Source organism: Ensifer sp. R1-3, assembly GCF_056739175.1.
In genome coordinates this window covers 1,002,953-1,027,851 of record NZ_CP096515.1, presented here as the reverse complement: position 1 = coordinate 1,027,851, position 24,899 = coordinate 1,002,953, and the positions used below count along the sequence as shown (strand labels likewise).

The window sequence follows — 24,899 nt, the reverse complement described above, 5'->3', positions numbered from 1 at the left end:
GCTGAGCAGCCGTCTATCGAGTTAGTGGAAGATGACACCAACTTTACAGGCACCTACAGGTTCCGGACAAATGAAAGCCCGTGCAGACTTAGACGGTGTCCGAGAAGCGGCGCTCTCGTTTCTTCCCAAATGTGCTCTAGATGTCGAATTTGTCAAAGCCGAGCCCGACGTTGCATTGTATCGCGCGAAGGCCACTGACGGCCCCTCCGTTCTGGTTCTCGTGGGGACAAGCGAGCCCCCTGCAAGCCGCACCGATGATCGATTTGCAAGGGAATACAGTCTTCTTGCCGGTCTAAACTGCCCGGCAGTCATTCATCCACTAGGCATGCATCGGGATCGCGGCCGTATCGCCCTTGTTTTTGAAGACCCGGGCGGCGTTTCTCTCGAAGCATCCGTGCCAGAGGCCGACTGGCGGCCCAGCCTGACAAATGTGCTGGTAACTGCATGCAGATTGGCGTCATCGATCCGCAAAATCCATGAGATCGGCCTTTTCCACGGAGACATCCGCCCATCAAACTGCTTCGTCGATGCGTCCGGTGACATAAAGCTGACAGGGTTCGGCCTTGCCGGTCAATTCATCGTGGATGGGAAGGCTCCGCGGTCTATCGACGTAATCGCTGGCACACTCGCCTACATGTCGCCTGAGCAAACCGGAAAAATGAACCGCTCTCCGGATCTAAGGAGCGACCTCTACGCTTTCGGGATCACTCTGTTTGAACTGTTCACCGGCGCGCTTCCGTTCGAAGCCAACGATGCTCTCGAATGGGCCCACCGCCATCTCGCCACAAGTTCGCCAAGGCCGAGCGACAGAGACGCAGCGATCCCATCCCAGATCGATGCCATCATATTGAAGCTACTCGAGAAAAATCCGGATGACCGGTACCAGACGGCGAAGGCCGTCGAAAATGACCTCCAACGCTGCCTTGCAGACTTTTCCGCCACCGATCAGGTCCAGCGTTTTCAACCCGCCAAAAGCGATCTGCTGGATCAAAGACAAAATTCCCCGATGCTCTTCGGACGTGGCGAAGCGCAGCAGCTTTTGATGAAGGCGGTCGATAGGGTCGTAGCCAGTGGCGAAAGTGAGTTCGTCCTGGTTTCAGGGCCGCCCGGCATTGGAAAATCCTCGCTCGTCGAAGACCTTTCCAAAAATCTCGTTGAAAGAGGCATGCTGTTTGCCTCTGGGAAGTTCGATCAGCACAAATGGGAAATACCTTATGCTACGCTCGCACAAGCATTCACACGGCTCGTGCGGCAGCTTCTCACCAAGGATGAAAGCGAACTGGCACATTGGCGCCACTCGCTGTTGAATGCGTTGGGAAGCAACGCTCAGCTCATCGTCGATCTAATCCCGGAGCTGGCCTACGTCGTCGGATCGCAGCCCGAGACCGCTCCCGCGGACCTGGCGACCGCACAGGTTCGGTTCCACTTCGTATTCAGGGCGTTTCTAAACGTTTTTGCGACTGCCTCACATCCGCTGGTGCTTTTCATCGACGACTTGCAGTGGCTGGACGCAGCGACGTTAGACCTGGTTCAAAGGCTTATAAACGATCCTGAGCTTCGGCACATACTCATCATCGGGGCCTACCGTGATGAAGAAAACGAGCAAAGCGATATGCTCCGAAGCGTCCTCTCAAATCTGCGCTCAATGCGTGGTCGGACGGCAGAGATCGGATTGCAATCTTTGCAACATGACGATCTTCTGCACTTGGTCGCGAACATCCTTTCGACCTCGCCTGACCGCGTCGGGACGCTAGCGGATTTGGTTGGCGAGAAAACGGGAGGCAATCCATTCTTCGCCATTCAGTTCGTCCGTCAGCTGGCTTCAGAGGGCACGCTGTTTTTCCAACCCGGTAACTCGGAATGGAGCTGGAATACCTCGGCAGTTCGAGAGAAGGGCCTCACAAACAATGTCGGTCAGCTTTTGGCGATGCAGTTGGATCGCTTGCCGGCGGGTACGCAGAAGGCGTTAGGCCAGCTCTCCTTGCTGGGCAACGTCACGGACGCCCGCACCGCTGCCCTCGTGCTGCGTGTGTCCAGCGGCGGTTTGAGAGAATTGCTCGATCCCGCCCTCGATGCCGGGCTCATAAAGCTTTCAAATAGCACCTTGTCTTTTGCACATGACCATGTGCAGGCGGCGGCCTATTCCTTCTTTGGGGTCGAATCGCTTGCGCAGGCGCACCTCGATATCGCAAGGTTGTTGCTCGCCCACACGGCACGCCGGGAACTTGAGGAGCGTATCTTCGAGATAACGAACCAATTCGACAGGGGCCTGCCTGCCGTTACCCGCGCCGAAGCGGCTACAGTCGCGCAGCTTTACCTTGTCGCTGGTCAACGGGCGAAGGCGGCAAGTGCCTATTCTTCCGCGAGGTCGTATTTTGAACGAGGGCGCTCGCTCATTGCCGACCGCCGGCAAGATCAATATCAGCTCCTTTTTCAGTTAGAGCTGAATCAAACCGAGAGCGAGATTGTTACCGGGGATCTGGTCGCTGCGGAGGAACGGCTTTCCGGATTGATGGCGATGACAACGGATTTTGCCGACAGGGCCGAGGTTGTTTGCCTCGCCGTGCTCCTTTATTTCACAACTGGCAGGAGCAGTCGCGCCGTCGAGGTAGGCGTCCGATTTCTAAGCGAAGCGGATCCGGGCTGGCCGTCACAGTCGACAGAAGCCGATGTTCGGAGCGAGTTCGACAGCCTCCACCTTTGGCTTTCCGACATTGATATCGACACTCTTGCCGACGCCGCCGAGATGACTGATCCGCGGATCATCTCCGCGATTGCGGTGATGACGGAGGTGTTTCCTGCCGCCTACGCGGTAGATCGCCGGCTCATGGAATTTCTCCTCTTGAGAATGACTAATCTCAGCCTGCAGCATGGCTTTTGTGAGAGTTCGGCCGTGGCCTTTTCGGCCCTGAATATGGCTCTTGGCGTGCAGTTCGGTGACTACAAGACCGCCTATGCATTCGGTGAACTCGCCCGCCGGCTTGTCGATAAGAGCCAAAGCGGGCGCTACAGAGCGCGAGTCTATTCTCTATTTGCCGGGTTTGCGACGCCTTGGATCAGGCCGCTGGCCGACAGCGCACCCCTTATGGCAGAGGCCTTTCGAATTAGCTGTTCAACCGGAGATCTGGCGTTTGCTGCCTACAATACGCGAAATCGGATCACCCATGAATTCGTAAGCGGCAAGTCGCTGAAGCATGTACAGAACGAAGTCGAGAACGCTGTAGACTTTGCGAAAAAGGTCCAGCTCGGCCTCCCGACGGAAAGGTTTTTCAGCCAGCTTCGCCTCGTTCGGAAACTGCGGGGGGAAGACACGGCAATCTCGACCGACGACGACGCGTGGGCGCTCGGGGAAGCCGAGCCGCAACCCGGTGTCGCGATGATGATCGGCTACCATTGGGTTTTCAGGCTCATTGAGCACTATCTAACCGAGGATTTCACCGCCGCGCACCTTGCCGCATCGCGAGTTGAGGCCATTCGGTGGGCGATGCGGTCTTCGATCGAAGAGGCCGAGTACGGTTTTTATGCGGGCCTCACGTCGGCCGCACTGGCCGATCGTGAGACCGTGTCCGCAGCCCAGCGGCAAACATATCTGGACACGCTTTGCCGTCATCACGACCGGATGGCAACCTGGTCCAAGAACAGCCCGTCCAATTTCGGGTGCCGGGAAGCGCTGTTGGGTGCCGAGCGCGCGCGCTTGGAGGGGCAGGACAGCGTGGCGCAATCACTGTACGAGAGGTCAATTCACCTGTCGCGATCCGGAGGATTTCTTCAGGTCGAAGCCATCTCTGCCGAGCTGGCCGGCCGCTTCTACGCGTCGAGAGGACTGAACATTGCCTCAGACGCGTACTTGCGCAATGCACGGGAATGCTACAACCGGTGGGGCTGCCTGGCAAAAGTCCGGCTGCTGGATTTTCGCTATCTTCATCTGAGCAAACGCCAGCCATCCGCCTCGCCCCTGAGCACAATCGAGATGCCCGTGGCTGCATTGGACGTGGAAGCAGTTGGGCGGGCCTCCAGAGTGCTTTCAAGCGAGATGGTGTTGAGCAAGCTCATCGAGAAGCTCATGCATCTTTCAGTCCAGCACGCCGGAGCCGAGCGCGGAGCATTGCTACTGTTCAGCAATGGCGAACTCAATATCGAAGCGACAGCGGCAACAGAACGCGGAGAAATTGCCGTCACGCTCGAGCGGCGCCGTCACAGCCCTTCGGATTTGCCGAATTCCATCCTCAAATACGTTTTACGAACGAAAACACCCGCGGTTCTAAATGATCTGCCTTCCGGAGCGTTCGATGTCTCCGACGCATATTTCCATGGCCGGCGTCCAAGATCGATCCTTTGTATCCCCATATTCAACGCCACGGAGATCATCGGCCTTCTCTATGCCGAGAACGGTCTCACATCGGGCGTTTTCTCGCCAGATCGCATTGCTGTTCTGGATTTCCTTGCCTCCCAAGCGGGCATCTGGCTGAGCAACTCTCGGCTTTATTCCGAGCTCCAACGCAGTGAAGCCTGGCTAAGGGAGGCTCAGCGACTGAGCCGGACAGGAAGATTCTATTGGCACGATGACCTGGATGCGCTTGAGTGCTCCGAGGAAATTTACAGGATCTTCGAACTTCCACCGGGATTGGCAGTCACGATCGGGGTTATCAGAACTCGTATCCACCCCGCCGATCAAAAGATGTTTGAAGAGTTGGTCGAAACCGCCCGGCAATCAGGCGCCGACATCGATCGTCAGTTTCGCCTTCAATTCGACGGCGGTCTCGTCAAAGACGTTCGACTGGTTACTCGCAGCGGTGTCGATCATGCTGGAAAGCGGCGGCATCTTGGTTCGCTTCAGGATGTGACGGAAATGCAGCATGCCCAAGACACTCTCAGTAACGTTCGATCCGAACTAGCGCATGTGTCGCGAACGGCCACTTTGGGGGTGCTGACGGCATCGATTGCCCATGAGATCAGCCAACCGTTGCTGGGCATCGTCGCCAATGCCGAGGCGTGCCAGATCATGCTTGAGAGCACCCCTCCAAATATAGAAGGCGCTGTAAGAACCGCTCAGCGTTGTCTTCGTGACGGATACCGTGCAGCCGAAACGATAAAGAGGCTGCGAAGCCTCTTTGGCAGCAAGAATGCGACGATTGAGCCCCTCAACGTCAATGAAATCGTCCGTGAAGTACTCAATCTCGCGGCCAACGAGCTTCAGATGAATGAGGTCATCGTACAGACCGATTTCACGCATGGTCTTCCCCTTGCGGCAGGGGATCGCGTGCAGGTCCAACAGGTCGTGCTGAACTTGCTTCTGAACGCGGTGGATGCAATGCGCACCACATCCGGGACGCCGAAGACAGTACACATTCGAACCCGAACATCCGGGCCGAACGATATACGCGTCGATGTTAGCGATTGCGGCATCGGATTCGACCCGGCTTTGGCGGAAAAGCTGTTCGAGGCGTTCTACACGACCAAGGTCAACGGCATGGGTGTCGGGCTGTCGGTCAGCCAGGCGATTATCGAAAGCCTTGAAGGACGTTTATGGGCCTCTCGGAACGAGAAGCAAGGAGCCACGTTTTCGTTCACACTCCAACGCGCATCGGAGCAACCCCCGAGCCCCGCCGCAAGAATGGCCAAAGCTCGCGAAGCGCCTCCGGACAGCGCATAATATGCGGGTATGAACAGCATGACGAAATCGCTCTCAATCACGATCATTGACGACGATCAATCGGTCCGGGAGTCGCTGCTCGATCTGCTTGAGGTGTTCGGATACTCGGTGCGGACATTTGCATCTGCGAATGAATTTCTGGAATCGTCGGCGATACCGGAAACAAATTGCCTCCTCCTGGATATCTCAATGCCCGGCATGGGAGGTGTCGATCTCAATCTGGAACTCAAACGTCGAGAAATAGAAATACCCGTAGTCTTCATGACCGGACACGCTCAAGACGCTGTGATCAACGAAGCCAAAAAGGCCGGCACCTGCCTCTTCAAGCCCTTCGCAAGCAAGGAACTGCGTTCTGCAATCGAACTCGCGGTGAATCCCTGAGGACTGCAAATCTGCAGAGAAATGTGGCCCGCAGTATCTTGGCTACAACGGCCATGGTCACAAGTCGTCAACTGGCAATGTAAACGTGAATGTCGCGCCTCTCGGCTCCGTTCTAGCCACCCAAAGCTGCCCGCCGTGAGACTCCACGATAGACCGGCAAATAGCCAGCCCCATCCCCATGCCCTGCCCTTTGGTCGTGAAGAACGGTTCAAATATCCGAACTGGATCCTGAATGCCCAATCCATTGTCGATCACTTCGACGTGGATCGTGTTGCATTTTTCGTAGGCCCGAACTTTCAGCGTTCGGTTGGACGGGACCTGCTCCAGAGCATCGAACGCATTGCGGACGAGGTTCACAAGCACCTGTTGCATTTGAACTCGATCTATCAGGACGAGCGGCAGTTCAGGTTCACTTTCAATTTCCATGCGCACGTTGCGTCTTATCGCTTCTTCGCTCATCAGTTCTCCGGCCTCTGACAGGACCAGGCCGAACGACTCTTTTCGCCTTGCATCATTGTTGTGCTTGAACAAGGCCCGAATACGGGTGACGACCTCGGTCGCCGTCCCGGCGCTTCGGACCACCCTTTCAAGCGCTTTCTGCGCTCGTTCGATATTTGGAGGGTCCGCCGAAAGCCACTGCTGACAGGCATCGGAACTCGAAACCAGTGCGGCCAGCGGTTGACCGACTTCGTGGGCGATAGATGCGGTGAGCTCGGCAAGGCTAGCCGCTTCGCTTGCTCTCGCGAGGTTCCGTTGCGTGTGGCCTAGCTCCTCTTGGGCGCGCACCCAATCATCAATATCGAGACACACACCGTTCCATTGCACGATTGTCCCGAGAGCATCGCGCATGGCCGAGGTCCGCGTTTCCACCCATCGGTATACACCATCGTGACGCCTCAAACGGTGCTTGTGTACGTATGGCTCCCCGGTGGCGAGTGAGTGACCGTATTTTTCCCGGACGAGCCCGAGATCTTCGGGATGGATAATAGCTTCCAGCGTGCCGTCGAGCCTGGTTCCGCCCAAACCATCCTTATCCTCGAGGCCGAAACCCAAAAACTCGCGGAGCTTCTTGCTTCGATAGATCGGCTTGCCGTCAGGCGCGGCACAATAGATGAGTGCCGGAAGTGTTTCCACGAGCTGCTGCAGCGACTGTTCGCTTTCGCGGAGAGCCTGTTGCACATTCATTTCGTCGTCGACATCGATGGCTAAGCCGTACCACTCCGTAATTCTTCCGTCGGCATTCCGTAACGGCTCAAACCTGCCGTCTGTCCAGCGGTAAACGCCATCTTTTCCGCGCCGACGATACCGCGAGAGAAAGACCGCCCCATTTTGGATCGCGTCGGCAGCGCTCGCTCGAACTCTTGGGATGTCGTCCGGGTGAACGAGCTCCATGGCTGCAGCACTCATTTCCGCGAAGCTGGCCGTCGTGAGGCCAAGCTCCTCGAGATAGCGCCTGCTGACGTATGAAATCTCACCGTTCGGCGTCCAGCTGCATACGCGGACCGGAAGAGCGTCGATCAGTTGTTGTAGATGCCATTCGCTTCGCTGCAGGGCCTCTTCGACATTCACCTGGTCGTCGATATCATGACAAAGCCCGTACCATTGCAGGATTTCTCCATCTTTGCCGCGCAACGCTTCGGCCCGGCTGGACATCCAATGATAGACCCCGTCGAAGCGGCGCAGGCGGTATCTGGAAGAAAACCCTTCACCGCTTTCAAGCGACCGCATGATCGTCGCCTTGAAACCGGATTGGTCTTCCGGGTGCACGGCCGTCTCGATCATCGCATCGAGGCGAGACAAACCGGGTTTGCTGATTTCCTCAACAGACACGCCGAGATAATCGGCCATTCTTGTATTGAAGAAATTTGGCTCGCCATTTCGCGAGAGCCGCCAAAGATGACTCGGAACGACGTTGACGAGTTCCAACAGCTCTCTCTCGCGTTCATGCAGTGCATCGACTGTTTTTCGGTGCACATCGATATCGATTGACGTGCCGTACCAACCCACTAAACGGCCGGACACATCGCGAACCGCCCGAGCGGAACTGCGAGCCCATGCATAACCTGTCTTTCTCCTTATGCGGAATTCTGCATTGAATGCTGCACCCGTCTTCAATGAGTGCAGCCAGTTTTCAGCAACGCCATCATACTCATCCGGGTGCAGAAGCTGCTTCCAGGCGATAAAACCCTCATCGCAGGATGTATTCATCTCCTCAGGCGTTCGACCGAGCGTCGTTTGCGCGAACGCCGGAAGATACAGCCAACGACCCTCTGCATCGAATGCCCATCCGTTGCCGAAGAGGTTTTCGATAGTCTTTGCTGCTGTTACCGGATCAACGTCGGAAACTGCGGTATCGGTCTGGCCAGCAACGAACCGAAGGTCCTTCCCCACCAGCGGACTGACTGCAATACCTGACGGCACAGCAGGGACCGAAGTGATTTCCGTCCACCGGTAGCTTCCGTCTTCCTGACGAAGGCGAAAGCTCATGACCTGCGCTACGCCGGTCCAGAAGGCTCGCGCGGACGCGAACATCGCGTCCCTTCGGTCATCCTCATGGATAAGCTCGGTCTGGTCAGACGGGTTGCGATGCATCGCCGCGGACGCAGAACGCTCGGTCAAGGTTGGCGAAAAAGGCACGGTCGCCGGAGCAGGCAAGCCGGTCGGTTTTCCTTTGACGAGCGCAGCAATGCAAAGCGTGACCGCGAAGAATTCGGCCAAGGCCACGCCGGCCCCTCCTCCGTCATTCCTGTAGCCTATTGCTACTGCTACCGAGCATACGAACCCCAGCAGAAGCGCCGATGCCGCGAGCCGGAGAGACCGACCCTCGAAAGAGAGAATCAGCGCGACGAGGAGCGGTAGAAAACCGAAAGCGGTATGGGTAGCCCAGAATGCGAGCAATCCGGCCAACGCAAGGCCCACCAGAAATATGAAGCGCCGCACTGTGAGCTCAGCCATCCCCGATTCTCTGTTGCCGACAAGGCCGGCAGCATACGCATCTCAGCATTTACCGCGGCTAACCCATTGGACTACGGCAGGAATAACCCTTCACCCGAAGTAATATCAGAGCGCAGGATATCTCAGTTCGGCGCTGCCGGCCAGCCAATCGGAGCGCAGACTGTGGTACGGGACGCTCGGGTGACTGCATGCTTTTGGCAGCTCGATAAATTGAAAGCGACTCTTGTGTTAGGCCGAAGCCCGGATGAAGTTCGTGACAAAGTCGGTCAATAGCTGCATTCGCAAATTCGGCATTCGTCCGAAAGCATGGAGTGCGCGGAACGGCAGTTTCTCCAGCTCATAATTTGGCAGCAAGACAACCAAGGACCCATCGTCGATGTCCTTTTGTACGATCCGCTTCAGCACATGTGCCACGCCTAGCCCCAGTTTCGCCGCCTCCTTAATCGCGGTAGCCGAGTCCAAGTCCAGCCTGCCTCGAGGAAGTATTTCAAGACCGTCGGCAAACCGAACGGGATACGGACGCCCCTGGACCGAATACCGTGCAAAAGGGAGTTCTCGCAGCTTGGCGGTCTCCTCGACCTTTCCATAGCGCTCGATCAACGACGGTGCTGCCACAAGGACCATATCAAGATGCGAAAGCGTCTTGGACATCAGTCCATTATGATCCGAATGGCCGACGCGGAATGCGATGTCATAGTTATCTCGCAAAATATCGACGTGCCTGTCAGTCATGCCGATTTCCAGCGAGATGCCGGGGTAAGCTTGCATGAAATGGCTGAAAATCGGACCGAGCAGCAGCCGCCCCATTTCGCCCGGAAGGCTTACGCGCAAATGTCCGGAAGTTGCGCCATGGGATTGCACGACGTCGGTCGAGCTTTCGAGTTCCCTGAGCAGCGGCATTACTCTTTCATAGAAAGCCTCGCCTTCCGGAGTGAGTGTGAGGACACGCGTAGATCGCCGGAACAGCTTGGCCCCCAACAGAACTTCGAGCCGGGAGACACGTTTGGAAGCGGACGATGGCGTTGCGCCCAGGCTTTTGGCGGCGGCACTGAAAGAACCTGTTTGAACTGTCCTCACAAAAGTCACAAGACCAGCCGTTTCCGACAAAAGCCCTTGCATAGCCACTCCCCCGCTCAGTCATTGAATGCAGTTACGATATTACCACAGGCTCACAATCACCATGCTGCTTGCAGCCTGACAATCTCCCCGACAAACTCGGACCAAGCTCAGTCGAGGCGTTCGCCGCACCAGCGTTCGGAGAAGGCTAACAGTTGCCTTTAAAATCGACGACTAAAGGCGTGAACGCGGTGACTTTCGGCACTTCCGCAGCGAGGAAGTCCACGAGGGAGCGCACGGCTGGAAGCAGCCCGTTCCGGTAGGGGATCAATGCACTCATGCGAGCATCGGCCGCTATCCAGCCAGGCAAAATCTGGCGTAGCTTGCCCGCCTCGATTTCGTCCCGGCAGATGTATCCGGGAAGCGCTGCGACGCCCAGATCAGCACAGGCCGCTTCCTTGAGCGCAATCATGTTATTGCTAAGAAATCTTGGCTCGATCGGGATATCGACTTCTTGGCCAGTGGGACCTTTCAGGCGCCACAAGTCCGCACCGTGGCGGTCCATCGACAGCGTAGCATGGGTCGTCAAGCTCTGCGGCTCGACTATCTCGCCGGTCTTTTTGAGATATCCAGGACTTGCGAAAATGTACCACGGAACGCTCGCGATCCCACGTTGGACGAGAGTGGAACTCTGCAGCGACGCGACATGTCCCCGAAGTGCGAGGTCAAAGCCCTCCCCAACCATGTCAACGAGCCTGTCGGTTGCAATTGACACTATTTTGACCTTCGGGTGCCGGTTGAGAAATTCCGGCATGAGGTCCTTCAAGGCAAATTGGGCAATCTCTACCGCCGTGGTCATCCGGATCGTTCCACTTGGCTCGACCAGACGTTGCCGGACAAACTCCTCGGCCAGGTCAGCGCTGTGAAGCAGTTGCACCGCGTATTGATAAAACTCAGCGCCGATATCCGTCATTCCAAATTGACGCGACGTGCGATTGATCAGCCTTACACCAAGGGACGTTTCGAGCTCGCGCACCCGATAGCTCAGAGTAGATTTCGGCAGCCTCAAACTACGGCCGGCGGCGGTAAACCCGCCGCGATCAACGACTTGAACAAAGAAGTACACGTCCTTGAGGTCAAGCATCGACACCTATCCATGTTTCGGATTAATGCGCCATCCCGCGCCGGACGGCTGTTCTCGTGACGTCTCCCGACGAGACCCGATCTCCGAGCTTTTGACGCCGCCCCCGGCCATAGCGTGTTCGCGCCGTAGAGGGTCAGACCGAATACCGCACATTGCCGCCAGAAACTGCCCTGCGCTTTCCAAGCCATCATCAAACATCTGCCCCAGCGGCTCCGCGATCATGTTTCGGGTCAGTGGCTATCAAAGGCGCAGGGAATAGTGTGGCTCAGTTCGCCTCGCCTTCGTGGAGACAACCGGCACACCGCGGTTACCCAGTATGCTCCGTGGTTCGCTCAATCGGAGGGTCAAGTCGTCGACGATCGAAGGCCGGCTCGCAATCAGTCTTTCGAGATCCGGTTGCTCGATCTGGAAAAACGTGACGCGCGTCAATGCCTCGGCCTCGTATAACTCGGCCTCTCCGTTAAGGAGACTTCGCGCCCCCAAGTAGTCGCCCGGCGCAAGACGGGTAATCTCTACGCCGTCGTCCTTCAGGATGACGGTCCCGGAACGGATCACAAGCAGGCTTTTTGCCTTCTCGCCCTTGGCGATGATAGTCGAACCTGCAGCCATGTCTCTGCGTATCGCGGCAGCTGCGAGGATGGCGCGCTCTTCCGCCGTCAAGCCTGTCAGCAACGGAGCTGAGTCCAACAACCTTTCGGTTGATATCGATCGCGGCTCCAAGGTGTCCAGACCCTCGACGATCTGCATAGCAACGGGTTTTGCGAGCGTCAGGCCGTTCGAATTACAATGCTGATAAACCAGATCTATGACTTCGTTTCGCGCGATGATGCGCTGTGCAGGGCCTGTCACCCGAAACTGAAGCTGCAGCTCAATCGCTGCACCGCTAATTCCCACCAGTGCTGCGGTCGGAGGCGGTTCGTGGACGATACCGTTACAGTTGTTCAGCGCCTCATGCATAATGTCGATCACGAACTTCGGCCTCTTGTGTGGAGCGATCCTGATGGAAAGCGTGATCTGGTGATTTTCGTCGGGTTTGCTGACATTGGTCAGGCTTTGTTTGGCCAGAACGCTATTTGGTAAAACAACCAGGTTATGAGTCGCCGTGAGAATATGCGTAGAGCGCCAATTGCTCGCGACAATACGGCCCTCCGTACCGTCGCTAAGCAGTATCCAATCGCCGATGACATAAGGCCGACCCAAAGTAAGCGCGACGCCCGAAAAAACGTCTCCAAGCGTATTCTGAAGGGCCAAACCCAATATAATCGCAACGACACCGGATGTTGCCAGCAGGGTGCCTATGGGTACGCCAAAGACGAACGCCATTACCGATAGAAAGACCCCAAGATAGACCACGGCCACCAGAAGGTCCTGGATCAGTCTCGCTTCGCGAGGCCGGCCATCCAGCACCATGTAGAGTCTGACGAACCCGATCGATGCCCACGCCATATGGGTCCACCACAGGATTTTCGCGGACACAACAAGAGTTCCGTCACTGTCTATATGTGGAGCGTCGAACCGAAAAGGGTTTATCTTGGCAAATACCAGGGTCACGCTCATGGCGAGAAAAAACACGATTTGCGCGATGAGCCGCTCCGTCGGCCTCGTACGGCCTTGCAGGTGCCAAACGACGATGCCGGCAACTCCGAGGACATTGAGCAAGATTATCGATGGGTACGCTTGTTCCGTCATAAATATCTTTCTACCTGGACCACCTTGTTCAAGCGCAGCGGGTCAAAGTGCCGTCCCCTTTTGAAACGCCACCTTGAAAGTGCCCTGTCGGATGGCAGCCTAGCTGCGAAGCAAGGCGCCGTATATTAACCGTATTGGTAGGGGCTCCGCTCGAAGAAGCCCAGCCAACCCGGCTGCGACCTCACTCCCCCCAGCCATCTGTTGATGGATCGGAATCGCTCCATGCGGTAGCCGCCTTCGTGAGCAAGCGAGACATAGGCGAACACCGCAAGATCTGCGACCGTGTAGCTGTCGCCGACCAACCATTCGTTTCGGTGAAGCCATCGTTCAAGTGGCTCGAGGCCTGCATAGCCGTCTGTATGCAGCCGCTCGATCTGCTGAGACATTTCATCGGCCATACCCTTGATCTGATAGACACGGGCCAAGGCGATCGATCTCTGCAAATCCCCCTGTTCGAAGAACATCCAACCTACAATCTGCGACCTGAGGTAGGGGTCCTCGGAAAGGTATTCCGTCCCTTCAGCGAGATAGAGCAGGATTGCAGCCGACTCCACGATTGTTCGTTTATCCGAAAGCTGCAAAACCGGGATGCGGGCAAAACGGTTGAGTTCGATGAACGAGTCCGTTTTCGTCTCCCCCGCATCCAAATCGAGCGTGATACGCTCGAACGGCCGCCGGAGCTGATTCAGCAGGATTCTGACTTTCCATGAATTTCCCGAAAACCGGCTGTCATAGAGTCGAAGCATGGCAAGCCCCTTTTCTTGTCGTCATCAAGCGACTCGCACCTTAATGTCTTCGCTGTCGGTATGACTATTGAACAAGGTATTAGGCGCCCTCACCCTCTTCACCGAAGTTTGCGGGACTTAATGTATGCGGCAGCTATTGACCCTCCTTGAATGCGAGGGCGAACAGTGACGTCGATAAAGGCAGCATCTGTCAGGGACGATGGCGTTTAGGGAAGATGACGCGCTCTAGGATTCGCTCCTGGCCAGCCTCCTTGCTTATTCGTGCTTGGAATTCAGCAGAAGACATCCCGGCACACGACCGAATGCACCGGCTTAAAAGCCATCCACGGAAAGCTGTTGTACGCGATTATTCCTGAAGCGACGCGGCGCTGCCAACAAACTTCTTCTTTCAATTGCAATAAGATAGCAAACGTTGGTTTACTTGCATGGGCCGTATACGCTGGTAAAATGCAACGAGAAATGATGCCGTTGTCCGGCTGGAGGAACAACCATGACCGTTGCTGCCACCGTCCTCGAGAACAGTTTTCCGCTACGGCAGGTTGTTCATATCGTTGAGGATGACGAGCAGTTTCGTCTTTCGCTTCAGGATCTCTTTCAATCATTGGATATCGAATCTGACGCCTTTGAAAATGCGGCGGATTTTTTTGCGCGCGCCTCGCGGGACGTCGCCGGCTGCATCCTGCTGGATGTCAGGTTGCCCGATGTGAATGGCATCGAGTTTCAAAGTGAACTCGAAGTAAGGGGGTATGAACTCCCTGTAATTTTCATGACTGCACACGGAGACGTTGCCACCAGCGTCAATGCCATGAAGGCCGGCGCAATCGACTTTCTTCAAAAACCGTTGCGCACCTATGAACTCCTCGATGCGATCAGCGCGGCATTCGCCATCGACACCGAACAGCAAAAACACCGGGCTCGCCGTCAACTGGTACGACAGCGCGCAGCAACCTTAACTCCGCGCGAGGTCCAAGTTTTGGGATTGGTGACGAGCGGCTTGATGAACAAACAAGTCGCATACGAACTCGGCATAAGCGAGATCATGGTAAAGCTTCACAGAGGCAGCGTGATGCGCAAGATGCAAGCATCCTCTTTGGCCGAACTGGTCAGACAGTTCGAGCTCATAAACTAGCAATACCCAACTACTCTTGATCCTTCATGAAGAAGACAGTGGCCCGCAGCCATATTTGAGGTCAAATGAACTCTGAAACACAAACGGCGGTAGCCATTGTCGATGACGACCCGTTTCTGCTCGAGTCCCTGCATGACTTTTTTGACGCAATGGGCATTAAGAGTAGAACCTACAGATCCGCCGATGTCTTCTTGATGTCAGGTGAGTTGCACCTCGCACATTGCGTCCTTGCGGACTTGAAAATGCCCGGCACCAACGGACTGGAACTGTTGGAGACCTTGGTGAAACGAGGCGGTCCACCGGTCTGCATAATGACCTCTTTTTCGGATGACCGAACCAGGGCCGCAGCCAAAGCTTGTGGCGCAGCAGGCTTTCTCGAAAAGCCGATCAGCTCGGCGGACTTGCTGGCTTTCATCGAGGCTTCGAGTCCAAAATAGGGCATTCGTCCGACTGCCCATTGAGTGCCTCGGCGCCGAAACGCACGCGACGTACCAAATCTCTGCACGCACGGCTTACATCCCGTATCCATCGCGTGCCCTTTTCGATTTCAACGGAGGTAAAACCAAAGGGCTACGGATTGCCGATGAGGACACCTGTATAGATGGTCCGGTATTAGCCGGTCAGAGATGAAAGCATGTCTCCGAAGTACGACGATGTCCGAAACTCCCTTTTGGGTTGGCTGTCCACAGGCCTTCGCGAAGAGCCAAGCACGGCTGCCATCTTCCATCAACTCTGCCATCGCCTCGTTGACTACGGCTTCTGCCTTAGCAGGTCCACGCTTCATCTGCGCGTTCATCACCCGCAGTGGCTCGGCACACGAATCATATGGGTCCGCGACCAGCCACATGCGGACGAGCAGACCGTCGCCTATGATGTTGAAGCGACCGATGTCTTCCAGCGCAGTCCTTTTCACCGTGTGATCCATACCGGCAAGCAGGTTCGGCAGAGAATCCTAATTTTCGGTCCTCACATTTTTCAAATTTACGAAGAGCTGCGCGAGCAAGGGCACACGGACTATTCGGCGTGGCCCCTCGATCACAGTCAGGGCCGCAGGCATCTTATCACCTTCGCAACCGATCGATCCGAAGGCTTTTATGACGACGAAATCGCCCTGATCAGTGATATCCTCCCGCTGTTTTCGCTGGTGACGGAGATCAGGCTGAAGAACCAGCTCGCCCGCACCTTGCTTCAGACATATGTCGGACCGCACGCGAGCGAGCAGATCCTCGATGGTGCGACGACCCGTGGGAGCGGAGTTACCGTGAGTGCGGCGGTGATGATGTGCGATCTGCGAAATTTCACCCAAATGGCCGCACGACGACCTCGGGATGAAGTCATCGCTATCCTGAACGACTACTTTGATCTTATCGCCGAACCTATTGAGAGACATGGAGGAGAAATCCTCAAGTTTATCGGCGACGGTCTGCTGTCCGTCTTTCCGCTGGATCGCCCCGACGCCTGCGACCGCTTAATGGCGGCGGTAACGGAGGCCTATGACGCGTTAGCCAGACGTAGCCCTCTCGATCACCAGATAAGATTTGGCACCGGTGTGCATGTCGGAGAAGTGATGTACGGCAATATCGGATCAACGCGGAGGCTCGATTTCACCGTTATCGGACCGGCGGTCAATCTCGCGTCGAGGTTGGAAGGGATGACCAAAACTCTCCAGCGCCCGGTCCTGATCTCGGGAGATTTCGTCAAGGCGGCAAATTGTGCGTCGCGAACCGAATACCTTGGGAAACACGGGATACCCGGCTTCGATGATCTGATGGAAGTTCATGCCCTGCGTATCGACGCTGAGCTTCACGCTCGCTGAACCCGGACTCAGCCTCGTCTACTGTTCTTGGCGCCTGGTCGACCCACAAATCAAGCCGCGGCGGCAAAAGCTCATTCAACAACCCCTTCATTTCAGCGATGTTCACCACGCGCCAGACCTAAACGAGGACCGCCAACGGTAGCTGCTCCCAGCTGCAAGCGATCGGGAAACGATGCTTGATGCGACACTGGGCCGGGCCGCGAAAACGAGATCTTTGTTAAAAAGCACTGCTATACCAGACGAGAAGAGCATGATTTTAAAAGCGTATTATGGCTGTCCCGGGCAGCAATCGTCCTTGAGTTTCCCATATAACGGTGGCTAAATCGCATCCTCAATCGTGTCAGGCTCAGCTCGTTTTTGCAGGAAGATGGTAGGGGACAGATGGTGACGAACGTCTGGTCAGCTCGTCCGCAACTATCGCATGCGAGCCTCTTCATCCTTGCATATATCCTGGGCGGGGGGTTCGCGCATGCCTTGGCGATCATACCCGGTACCGGGATATCCCTTTGGCCGCCGAGCGGTCTTTTCCTGGCCACCCTCATTATCGCGCCGTTGAAGACCTGGCCCTGGTGGATTCTGTTTGGTCTGGTCAGCGAGCTTCTCGCAAACACGCTCTGGTTCCACAATCCGTTACCTGCGGCGACGTTTATTTTCGCCGGAAACGCGGCCGAGGCATCTTTCGGCGCGTGGCTGCTCCGCCGGACATGCGGGCTGCCCATGAGGCTGGAAACATACTCAGAGGTTCTGGCGCTGATTGTGTTAGGCGCAGGTATCAGTCCGATCATTAGCGCCACGAGCGGCAGCCTCACTCTCGCGGCGTATGATATTCAGCCGTTTGGTGAGTCTTGGATATTGTGGTGGATTGGAGATGCGACCGGCATCGCGATTATCGCTCCCCTGGCACTCATCGTTTTTCAGAACTGGAACTCCAAATCTCAAGTTTTGACCAATAGGTGGATCGAGGCGTGCTCATTGGCAGGTATTTTCGTCGGAGTCGCTGTTCTGTCGATCAGCGGTTATGAGCCCTATGCCTACATTGTGTTGCCTCCTTTGCTGTGGGCGGCCGTGAGATTCGAATTCAAGGGCGCAGTCCTTGCCCTGGTGCTCCTGGCAGCAGTCGCGACGGTCTTGACGGTATCAAGCGCCAACCAGTTTGCCAGCGATCCGGATTCGCAGCGGCAAAAGCAGATCATGCTGCAGCTCTTTCTCGGCATTTCGGCATTTTCGGCGTTGATCGTGGCCGCGATCTCGCGACAACATCAGCAGGCTCTGACCACTCTCAAGGAGAGTATCAATGCGCTCAAGGAGCGCGAGCGGGAACTCTCGCAACTCGTGGACATGGTCCCCGTTCAGATCAGGCGCGTCACGCCCCAGGGTGAACCCTTCTTTTTCAACAAGCGCCTGCTGGATTTTTTCGGACTGACAGACATATCCCAACTCGACCAGCCTGGAACGAGCCGTTTGGCGGCCGCAATCGGATCTCTCGTGCATCCCGATGATGCCGCCAATGTCTTGGAAACGGTCCGTCGCTCGCTCTCAACCGACGAGCCTTATACGATGAAATATCGAATGAGGCGCGCAGATGGGGCATATCGTTGGGTGGATGGTCGCGGCGAACCGCTCCGGGACGAAGACGGTAAAGTTATCCAGTGGCTGATGGTGTCGATAGATATCGACGATGAAGTGCGGGCGCAGGAGAAATTGCACGAGAGCGAGAAGCAGCTTCGAAGGCTCGTTGACGCCGTCCCTGCGCAAATCTGGTGCTCAACCCCTGCAGGCGACCCGATCTACGTCAATCAACAGCTGCGAAATTTCGTCGGACTGGAACTCGGAGATTTCGATGAGCCCGGCGAGACAAGGCGCGCCGTCGCACATCGCAAGCAAACCCACCCGGATGATTTGCCGATGGTCCGAGATCGCTTGGACGAGTGCCGGAGGACAGGCGAACCGTTCCTGATGAGGTATAGGATGCGTCGCGCTGATGGCATGTATCGGTGGGTGGAAGGTCGTTCGGAGCCGTATCGCGACGAGGACGGCACCATCCTTCAATGGTATGGTGTTCTGTTCGACGTCGACGACCAGATGAAAGCCGAGGAAGCGCTGCGCGAGCGCGAGCGTTTCCTGTGGCAACTGGTCGAAACCTTGCCGGCAATGATTGATTGCGCTGCACCGGACGGTGAGCCGATATTCCGTGGCAAAGGCCTTCGCGAATTCCTGGGCTATGAACTTGATACACTGGATAGTTCGGGCAAATCCCGCCTGGAGGGCACCCTTGACGCGGGCGTTCATCCGGACGACGTCGAGGACGTCAAGCAGCATTATGCACGTTGCCTGGCGACGGGTGAACCTTATGCGAGGCGGCATCGCTTCAGGCGATTTGACGGCGAGTATCGCTGGGTGGAGACGAGAGCAGCTCCGATGCGAAACGACGAGGGCGTCATTATTCAGTGGAACGTAATTTGCTTGGACATCGACGGCGAAGTGAAGGCAGAAGAGAACCTGCGGTTGGCACGAGAGAGCCTGGCACGAGCGAGTCAGGCTGCCAGCATGGCGGAACTCTCGGCTTCCATCGCCCATGAGGTCAACCAACCTCTTTCAGCCGTGATCAATTCCACGACCGCATGCCTGAGTTGGCTGCAGGCAGAGCCTCCGAATATCGAGCGCGCAAGGAAATCTGCAGACCGCACCATCCAGAGCGCCCATACCGCGGTCGACGTCGTCCGTCGCATTCGTTCCTTGTTTCAACAGTCAATGGATATCCGCGACTCGACGTCATTGGATGGGGTTGTTGGCGAGGTACGTGATCTCGTGGCGGCAGACGCCGCAAAACATGGTGTCTCCATACAGGCTGATATCGAGGGCGAGCTGCAATTGCTGGCTTTCGACCGCGTACAGATTCAGCAGGTGCTTATGAACCTGGTCAGAAACAGTCTCGACGCGATTGGTCCCGAGGCAGAGGACCGGCTCCTTCGAATCCGCGTATATAAGACAGACCACTGGGTTTATACCGAGGTCAGCGACCATGGCGCCGGGGTCCTGCAACCTGACAAGATATTCGAGCCTTTCTTCACGACAAAGAACAAGGGAATGGGAATGGGTCTCGCCATCTCCCGGTCCATCGTGGAAGCCCATGGGGGGAAACTTTGGGCTGAAGACAACTATCCGAAAGGGGCAAAATTCATTTTCACCTTGCCGACGGCCGTTGTCGTGGCAGCATAGCTGATCGAAAGGGCGCAGGGCCTCCAGTATCAGCGCTCAAAGCGGCATTGCCCTTCGTGATCGGGCGCCCCAACCGAGCTGAAGCCTTGAGGGGTATTGGGCAGAGCGCTTGCCCTCTACCAGTCGCACGCGTAAATGCTTTTGGCATGCGCCTACCGCAACCGACCAAAGAAGCGATCCTGTCCTTGCTTCGTCATCGCAGCATGACGATTACCGAACTGTGCCAAGCCCTGAGTTTGACCAGAAATGCCATCTTGATCCCGCTGAAGGACCTCAGAATGCGTGGACTGGTTCGGCCGCAGGAAATTGTTCGTACAGGGCGAAAGGGAAAACCATCCCTCTCCTACGAGATCGTTCCCGAGCAGGTCGAGCAGATGTCGGCCGCATATCAAGCAATTGCTCCTCTTCTTCTCGAGGCGCTTTTGAAGAAAGCCGGGGACGACGTACCGGATGTCATGAAACAACTCGGTGCGGACTTGCATACCGCGTTTAAGACTTCGGTCCTTGGCGAGGATCACGGCCTGTCAACTGCGCTTCGCTTCCTTGAACAACACGGTGCCCAAATCGAGACAACGATTGAGAACGGCCAGAAGATGATCGTGAGCCATTCCTGTCCGATCGGAAGACTTGTCAGGACTGACAAAAGAATCTGTAGCGCGGTCGCATCCTTTCTGAGTGCGGCAAGCGGAAACGATGTTTTTGATACATGCAGGGATGATGGCAAACTCACCTGCCGCTTTGAAATACGGCCTTCCGACAGAGTGAAAATTAAGGCATCGCGCATCGTCGGAAACTGACTTTGTCACCGCTTCAGCCGCGGCGTTTCATCGAACTGAACGTCACACTCCAGCCCATAGCCAACCCCACGCCGGGTTATAATCACTTGGGGTGAGGCAGGATCTACTTCGATCTTCCGCCGTAGCCGCAAGATCAGTGCATCAAGGCTACGATCATAAATCTCGCCGGAATGGACCCGGCTTGCGGATACCAACTCCTCGCGCGTGAGCACCTGACGCGGCGACTTCAAAAATGCTGTCAGTAAATTGAACTCGGCGGTCGTAAGCTTGACTGCGACGGCATCCGGCCGCGTAACGATACGCCGCTGTACCGCCAGTTCATAATTGCAGAATTTGTATGATCGTCGTTGGCGCTCGACTTTCGAATTGGGCGTTCTGCGCAATGCGGCATGGAGCCGAGCCGAGAGTTCGCGGTATCCAAAGGGCCTGCAGACATAGTCTGCCGCACCTGCCTCGAGTCCACGTACCTTCTCATCTTCGTTTATCCGGTTGCCACTCAGGATCAGCACGGGTGCGTCGGTAAGCAGTGAAACGTCCTTCACGAGTTCAACATCCTCGTCCGACTTCACATCGATCAAAACTGCATCGACAATCTCACGTGACAGGATTTGCCGAAGCTGTGGACGCTCTGACAATTGCGTTATCCGGAAGGTCTGCAGCGCGAGAAAACCGACCAGATCAGAGCGCGCAGCGTCGTCACTTTCCAACACGACAATGTGCTTCATCGGCTCCTCCGTGGCATGCCACGGACATATATACGAGCCCCGGATTTATAACAATAAACGATGTCATTAATGTCGTGAAATAGAGTGATTCAATGAGTCGGACTCGGGGCAAACCTCCGTATAGCTGTAACCGCCTCGTGCATCCTCGTAATCTCGCCTTCGCGGCGCGCTCGGGCAACCAGGCACGCCAAGCAAAGTGGATGTCGAGATGCCTGTTACGTCCTACACAGATTACCTGCGGGATCTCAAAACCGTTATAGACAGCATTGGCTGCAACCCGCTGGCGTATGGATATGCTGTCGTTGAGATTGCGATCTGCAGGAACGGCTATGGTTACAAAAGCCGCCAATTGCTCAGCCATGGAAGCTTGACCCGTGAATGCCGCACGGGACGGCTTAATGCCGACTGTTGGCATCCCGACAACGAAGGGCTTGGACAAACGGAAACCGAGCGGTTTTTCGATCTCCCCGAGATTTATGCTTATTCTGACCGGGCACTGACTGCGCAGAACAGTCCCCTTTCGAGAGCTCCTTGGGATGCGACTCTCGGCATATTTGACGTGCGTGTGTGTGAGCATAACGGCAGGCCCAGGAGACAACGGATGTTGTTTGCGGGCTTTGCCGACAGCATCCATGCTGAATTTTTCTTGGCTGCCGATCACGACCTTGTCGTTCATGACCATAACCCTGGCTCGCAGTTTTTCGAGTGGCGGCCGGACGAGACCGAATATGTGCTTCTCAGCGCGCCGGCGACCTTCACACGGCATGCGGATAGTGGCCTCCTTGCCCGATGCACGTCACGAAGCATCAGGCCCGTCAATCCCGCCAGCTAGCTCCAATCGGCGAAACCAATGTATAGTTTCGCGTTTTAATCCAAGTTGTTAGCGTCAATTGCTCCACTGGCGTCCGCCGAGTTTCCGGCCGCACTTGGGCAAATTTTCCAATTTTCGATCAGGAGATTTGAAATGAATGCACGCTCCATTGCCGCCACGCGCCGAAATGTTATGGCGGGCACATTGACCCTTGCGGCTGCAACAGCGGCCATGAGTGTCAAGGCAGAGTCCGCAGATAAGAAGAAAGCGACAAACGATACCACTCAAGGCACCGGATACGTCACCGCGAAAGACGGCACCGTCATCTTCTATAAGGACTGGGGCCCGAAGAATGGGAAGCCGATCGTGTTTCATCACGGGTGGCCTTTAAGCAGTGATGACTGGGACAACCAGGCGCTTTTCTTTCTTTCGAAAGGTTATCGCGTCGTGGCTCACGATCGCCGCGGCCACGGCCGGTCAAGCCAGGTCAGCGAGGGGCACGACATGGATCACTATGCCTCGGATGTTGCTGCAGTGGTTGAACATCTCGATCTCCGCAATGCCGTCCACGTTGGACACTCGACGGGAGGCGGCGAAGCGACCCGCTATACTGCCAAACATGGCAAGGGACGGGTTTCCAAGCTCGTGCTGATCGGCGCAGTTCCGCCGATTATGGTCAAGACCGAGGACAATCCCGGCGGGCTTCCCATTGATGTCTTCGACGGCTTTCGTGCCGCGCTCGCGGCAAACAGGTCGCAGTTCTACTATGATGTGGCCAGTGGCCCATTTTACGGTTTCAATCGCGACGGCGTCGAGGCGTCGAATGCAATGATCCAGAATTGGTGGCGTCAGGGCATGACCGGTGCAGCAAATGCTCATTATCTCGGAATCAAGGCATTCTCCGAGACCGACTTCACCGAAGACCTGAAGTCCATCGACGTGCCGACTCTCGTGCTGCACGGTGATGATGATCAGGTCGTGCCGGTTGCGGATTCCGCGGTGCTTTCCGCAAAGCTCCTGAAGAACTCCACGCTCAAGATCTACAAGGGTTTGCCACACGGCATGGCAACGACGCATGCCGATCTGATCAATTCGGACATACTCAGCTTCATCGAAGACTGATTCCAATTTGAGGGTGCCCAAACAGGGCACCCTCCTTGTTTTGAGCTCCGAAGTTTTTTGCCACTGCGCCTTTTTCCCTTTCCGCAATCATCGTTCGCCGACGATGCCTCGAACTGTCCGCCTCGCTTCGCCCGAAGGCAGGACCAACGCCAATGCATTCCGTCAACCATGCCAGGCCGTGAGCGATACGGTGGCGACTACGAAAAATGGGAGATCGCAGGTGCTGCGATCTCCCATGACGTAAATTCCTTGATGCCAGTTCACCGCTGGCAGGACAAAGGCGCTGGAAAGACTTATCGCGCCGGAGGTGGCGTCGCCGTCTTGACCCACTCGGAATATACCGTCTTGCCGACCCGGACACCGGCACCGGGCATGAGCGTCTTGTCATCGAGCAACGCACCGAAGTACTTCGTCTTGTTGTCGACAATGATCTCGCGGCGATCGCCGATCTGGCGCAGGTACTTTTCAACAGCATCCGAAATTCGGATGGGCTCAGGGCCGGCGATTTCAGCGACGCCGTTGATGGGTGGCCCCAAGACCAGATCGGCAAGAGCGTCAGCGACATCGTCCGAGAAGATCGGCTGCATCATAGCAGGAGAGAGATGGACCTTATCGCCCTGAACGCCGGACTGAGCGATGCCGAACATGAACTCAAAAAACTGCGTCGAATGAACCAGCGTGTACGGTATCTTGGCTTCCTTGATAAGCTTCTCCTGAGCGAGCTTCGCCCGAAAATAGCCGCTGTCCTGGAGCCGGTCCGTTCCGACGACCGATAGCGCCACGTGGTGTTGGACCCCCGCGGCAGCCTCAGCAGCCAGCAGGTTGCGCCCCGACGTCTGGAAAAACTCCATCACCGCTTTGTCTTCGAATGAAGGTGAGTTGGCGACGTCGACGACGACCTGCGCTCCCGTTAGGACCTCCGCGAGGCCCTCGCCCGTAATCGTATTCACGCCTGATGCCGGCGACGCGGCAATGACCTCATGCCCCTTGGCCTGGAGGCGTTTCACGAGCTTCGAACCGATAAGTCCGGATCCACCGATCACGACGATTTTCATATCTTGCTCCTTGTCTTCGAGAAATACTGCAGAAAGCTGCCTCGGCAGGCGCGACACGCATTCGTCCGTCAGTTCAGACCGGCCTGGTCCAGACCGAGCATGACATCCGAGGAACCGGGAACGGTCTTGAAGCCGGCGTTAACGCGCGTCCAGGCATTGGCTGCCATGACAACGAATGTCAGGTCGGAGATTTCCTTCTCGCTCAGTTGCGTGCGTACGCGTTCGTAGATCTCGTCAGCAACACCGACTTCGGGCAGCTTGGTCAGCACTTCGGCCCAGGCAAGTGCGGCACGCTCCCGAGGCGCAAAAAGCGTCGATTCACGCCAGGATGCCAGGTGGTAGAGACGCAGATCGCGCTCACCGTGGATTTTTGCCTGCTTGACGTGCATGTCGAGGCAGAACGTGCAGTTGTTGAGCTGCGCGATACGCACGTTGACCAGATCACGAATGGACTCTTCGACTGCGTTCACCTTGGTAGCAGCAACGAACTCCACGAATTTCTTTGTGATATCCGAGGATTCCGTCGCGAAGTTAATGCGCTGTGTCATTGTGTCATTCCTATTCAGGTGAAGGGCCGTCGATGGTTGACGGCCTTTCTCGA

The 24,899-nt window shown here is 56.2% G+C and carries 17 protein-coding genes; 9 read left to right on the top strand and 8 right to left on the bottom strand.

Annotation, left to right across the window (positions count from 1 at the left end; all coding sequences use genetic code 11):
* The first annotated feature begins 70 nt into the window (after positions 1-70).
* Both M1D43_RS04930 and M1D43_RS04925 read left to right on the top strand, forming a co-directional pair.
* Complete coding sequence (locus tag M1D43_RS04930) at positions 71-5,653, top strand: trifunctional serine/threonine-protein kinase/ATP-binding protein/sensor histidine kinase (protein WP_498814124.1); 5,583 nt, start codon at positions 71-73, stop codon at positions 5,651-5,653.
* Positions 5,654-5,662: 9 nt separating this feature from the next.
* Positions 5,663-6,034, top strand: coding sequence for a response regulator transcription factor (locus M1D43_RS04925; RefSeq protein ID WP_153314235.1), 372 nt, complete (start codon positions 5,663-5,665; stop codon positions 6,032-6,034).
* A gap of 57 nt (positions 6,035-6,091) precedes the next feature.
* On the opposite strand, the gene M1D43_RS04920 is transcribed toward M1D43_RS04925, so the two are convergent.
* From M1D43_RS04920 to M1D43_RS04900, 5 genes are all read right to left on the bottom strand, one after another.
* Positions 6,092-8,989 (bottom strand): PAS domain-containing sensor histidine kinase, encoded by a 2,898-nt coding sequence (locus tag M1D43_RS04920; RefSeq protein ID WP_153314232.1) that lies wholly within the window; start codon positions 8,987-8,989, stop codon positions 6,092-6,094.
* Between the two features lie 228 nt (positions 8,990-9,217).
* Positions 9,218-10,108 (bottom strand): LysR family transcriptional regulator, encoded by an 891-nt coding sequence (locus M1D43_RS04915; RefSeq protein WP_153314230.1) that lies wholly within the window; start codon positions 10,106-10,108, stop codon positions 9,218-9,220.
* A 145-nt stretch (positions 10,109-10,253) separates the two neighbouring features.
* Positions 10,254-11,189 (bottom strand): LysR substrate-binding domain-containing protein, encoded by a 936-nt coding sequence (locus M1D43_RS04910; RefSeq protein WP_153314228.1) that lies wholly within the window; start codon positions 11,187-11,189, stop codon positions 10,254-10,256.
* Positions 11,190-11,429: 240 nt separating this feature from the next.
* Positions 11,430-12,878, bottom strand: coding sequence for a mechanosensitive ion channel family protein (locus M1D43_RS04905; protein ID WP_153314225.1), 1,449 nt, complete (start codon positions 12,876-12,878; stop codon positions 11,430-11,432).
* Between the two features lie 125 nt (positions 12,879-13,003).
* Positions 13,004-13,624: a glutathione S-transferase family protein gene (locus M1D43_RS04900; protein ID WP_153314223.1), complete on the bottom strand. Its 621-nt coding sequence runs from the start codon at positions 13,622-13,624 to the stop codon at positions 13,004-13,006.
* 490 nt (positions 13,625-14,114) lie between these two features.
* Between M1D43_RS04900 and M1D43_RS04895 the strand changes: the two genes are divergently transcribed.
* The 5 genes from M1D43_RS04895 (at position 14,115) to M1D43_RS04875 (ending at position 20,585) form a co-directional block, all read left to right on the top strand.
* A complete protein-coding gene (locus M1D43_RS04895) occupies positions 14,115-14,753 on the top strand; it encodes a response regulator transcription factor (protein ID WP_153314221.1) in 639 nt (212 codons plus the stop codon).
* Between the two features lie 65 nt (positions 14,754-14,818).
* Positions 14,819-15,190: a response regulator gene (locus tag M1D43_RS04890; RefSeq protein ID WP_003531026.1), complete on the top strand. Its 372-nt coding sequence runs from the start codon at positions 14,819-14,821 to the stop codon at positions 15,188-15,190.
* A gap of 197 nt (positions 15,191-15,387) precedes the next feature.
* Positions 15,388-16,569, top strand: a complete 1,182-nt coding sequence (locus M1D43_RS04885; protein WP_153314219.1) for an adenylate/guanylate cyclase domain-containing protein — start codon at positions 15,388-15,390, stop codon at positions 16,567-16,569.
* Positions 16,570-16,950: 381 nt separating this feature from the next.
* Positions 16,951-19,788: a PAS domain-containing protein gene (locus M1D43_RS04880; RefSeq protein ID WP_153314217.1), complete on the top strand. Its 2,838-nt coding sequence runs from the start codon at positions 16,951-16,953 to the stop codon at positions 19,786-19,788.
* 146 nt (positions 19,789-19,934) lie between these two features.
* Positions 19,935-20,585 carry an ArsR family transcriptional regulator gene (locus M1D43_RS04875; protein ID WP_003531019.1) on the top strand — a complete coding sequence of 217 codons (651 nt, stop codon included), beginning with the start codon at positions 19,935-19,937 and terminating at the stop codon, positions 20,583-20,585.
* A gap of 5 nt (positions 20,586-20,590) precedes the next feature.
* On the opposite strand, the gene M1D43_RS04870 is transcribed toward M1D43_RS04875, so the two are convergent.
* Positions 20,591-21,310: a winged helix-turn-helix domain-containing protein gene (locus M1D43_RS04870; protein ID WP_153314215.1), complete on the bottom strand. Its 720-nt coding sequence runs from the start codon at positions 21,308-21,310 to the stop codon at positions 20,591-20,593.
* Between the two features lie 208 nt (positions 21,311-21,518).
* Between M1D43_RS04870 and M1D43_RS04865 the strand changes: the two genes are divergently transcribed.
* Entirely contained in the window at positions 21,519-22,142 is a 624-nt protein-coding gene (locus M1D43_RS04865) for a hypothetical protein (RefSeq protein ID WP_153314213.1), read from the top strand.
* Positions 22,143-22,274: 132 nt separating this feature from the next.
* On the top strand, positions 22,275-23,243 hold the full coding sequence (locus M1D43_RS04860) for an alpha/beta fold hydrolase (protein WP_003531013.1): 969 nt from the start codon (positions 22,275-22,277) through the stop codon (positions 23,241-23,243).
* 293 nt (positions 23,244-23,536) lie between these two features.
* Here M1D43_RS04860 and M1D43_RS04855 read toward each other — a convergent pair whose 3' ends face one another.
* Together M1D43_RS04855 and M1D43_RS04850 are read right to left on the bottom strand one after the other, a co-directional pair.
* Entirely contained in the window at positions 23,537-24,298 is a 762-nt protein-coding gene (locus M1D43_RS04855) for an SDR family oxidoreductase (protein ID WP_127542138.1), read from the bottom strand.
* A gap of 68 nt (positions 24,299-24,366) precedes the next feature.
* Positions 24,367-24,846: a carboxymuconolactone decarboxylase family protein gene (locus M1D43_RS04850; protein ID WP_003531008.1), complete on the bottom strand. Its 480-nt coding sequence runs from the start codon at positions 24,844-24,846 to the stop codon at positions 24,367-24,369.
* Between the last annotated feature and the right edge of the window lie 53 nt (positions 24,847-24,899).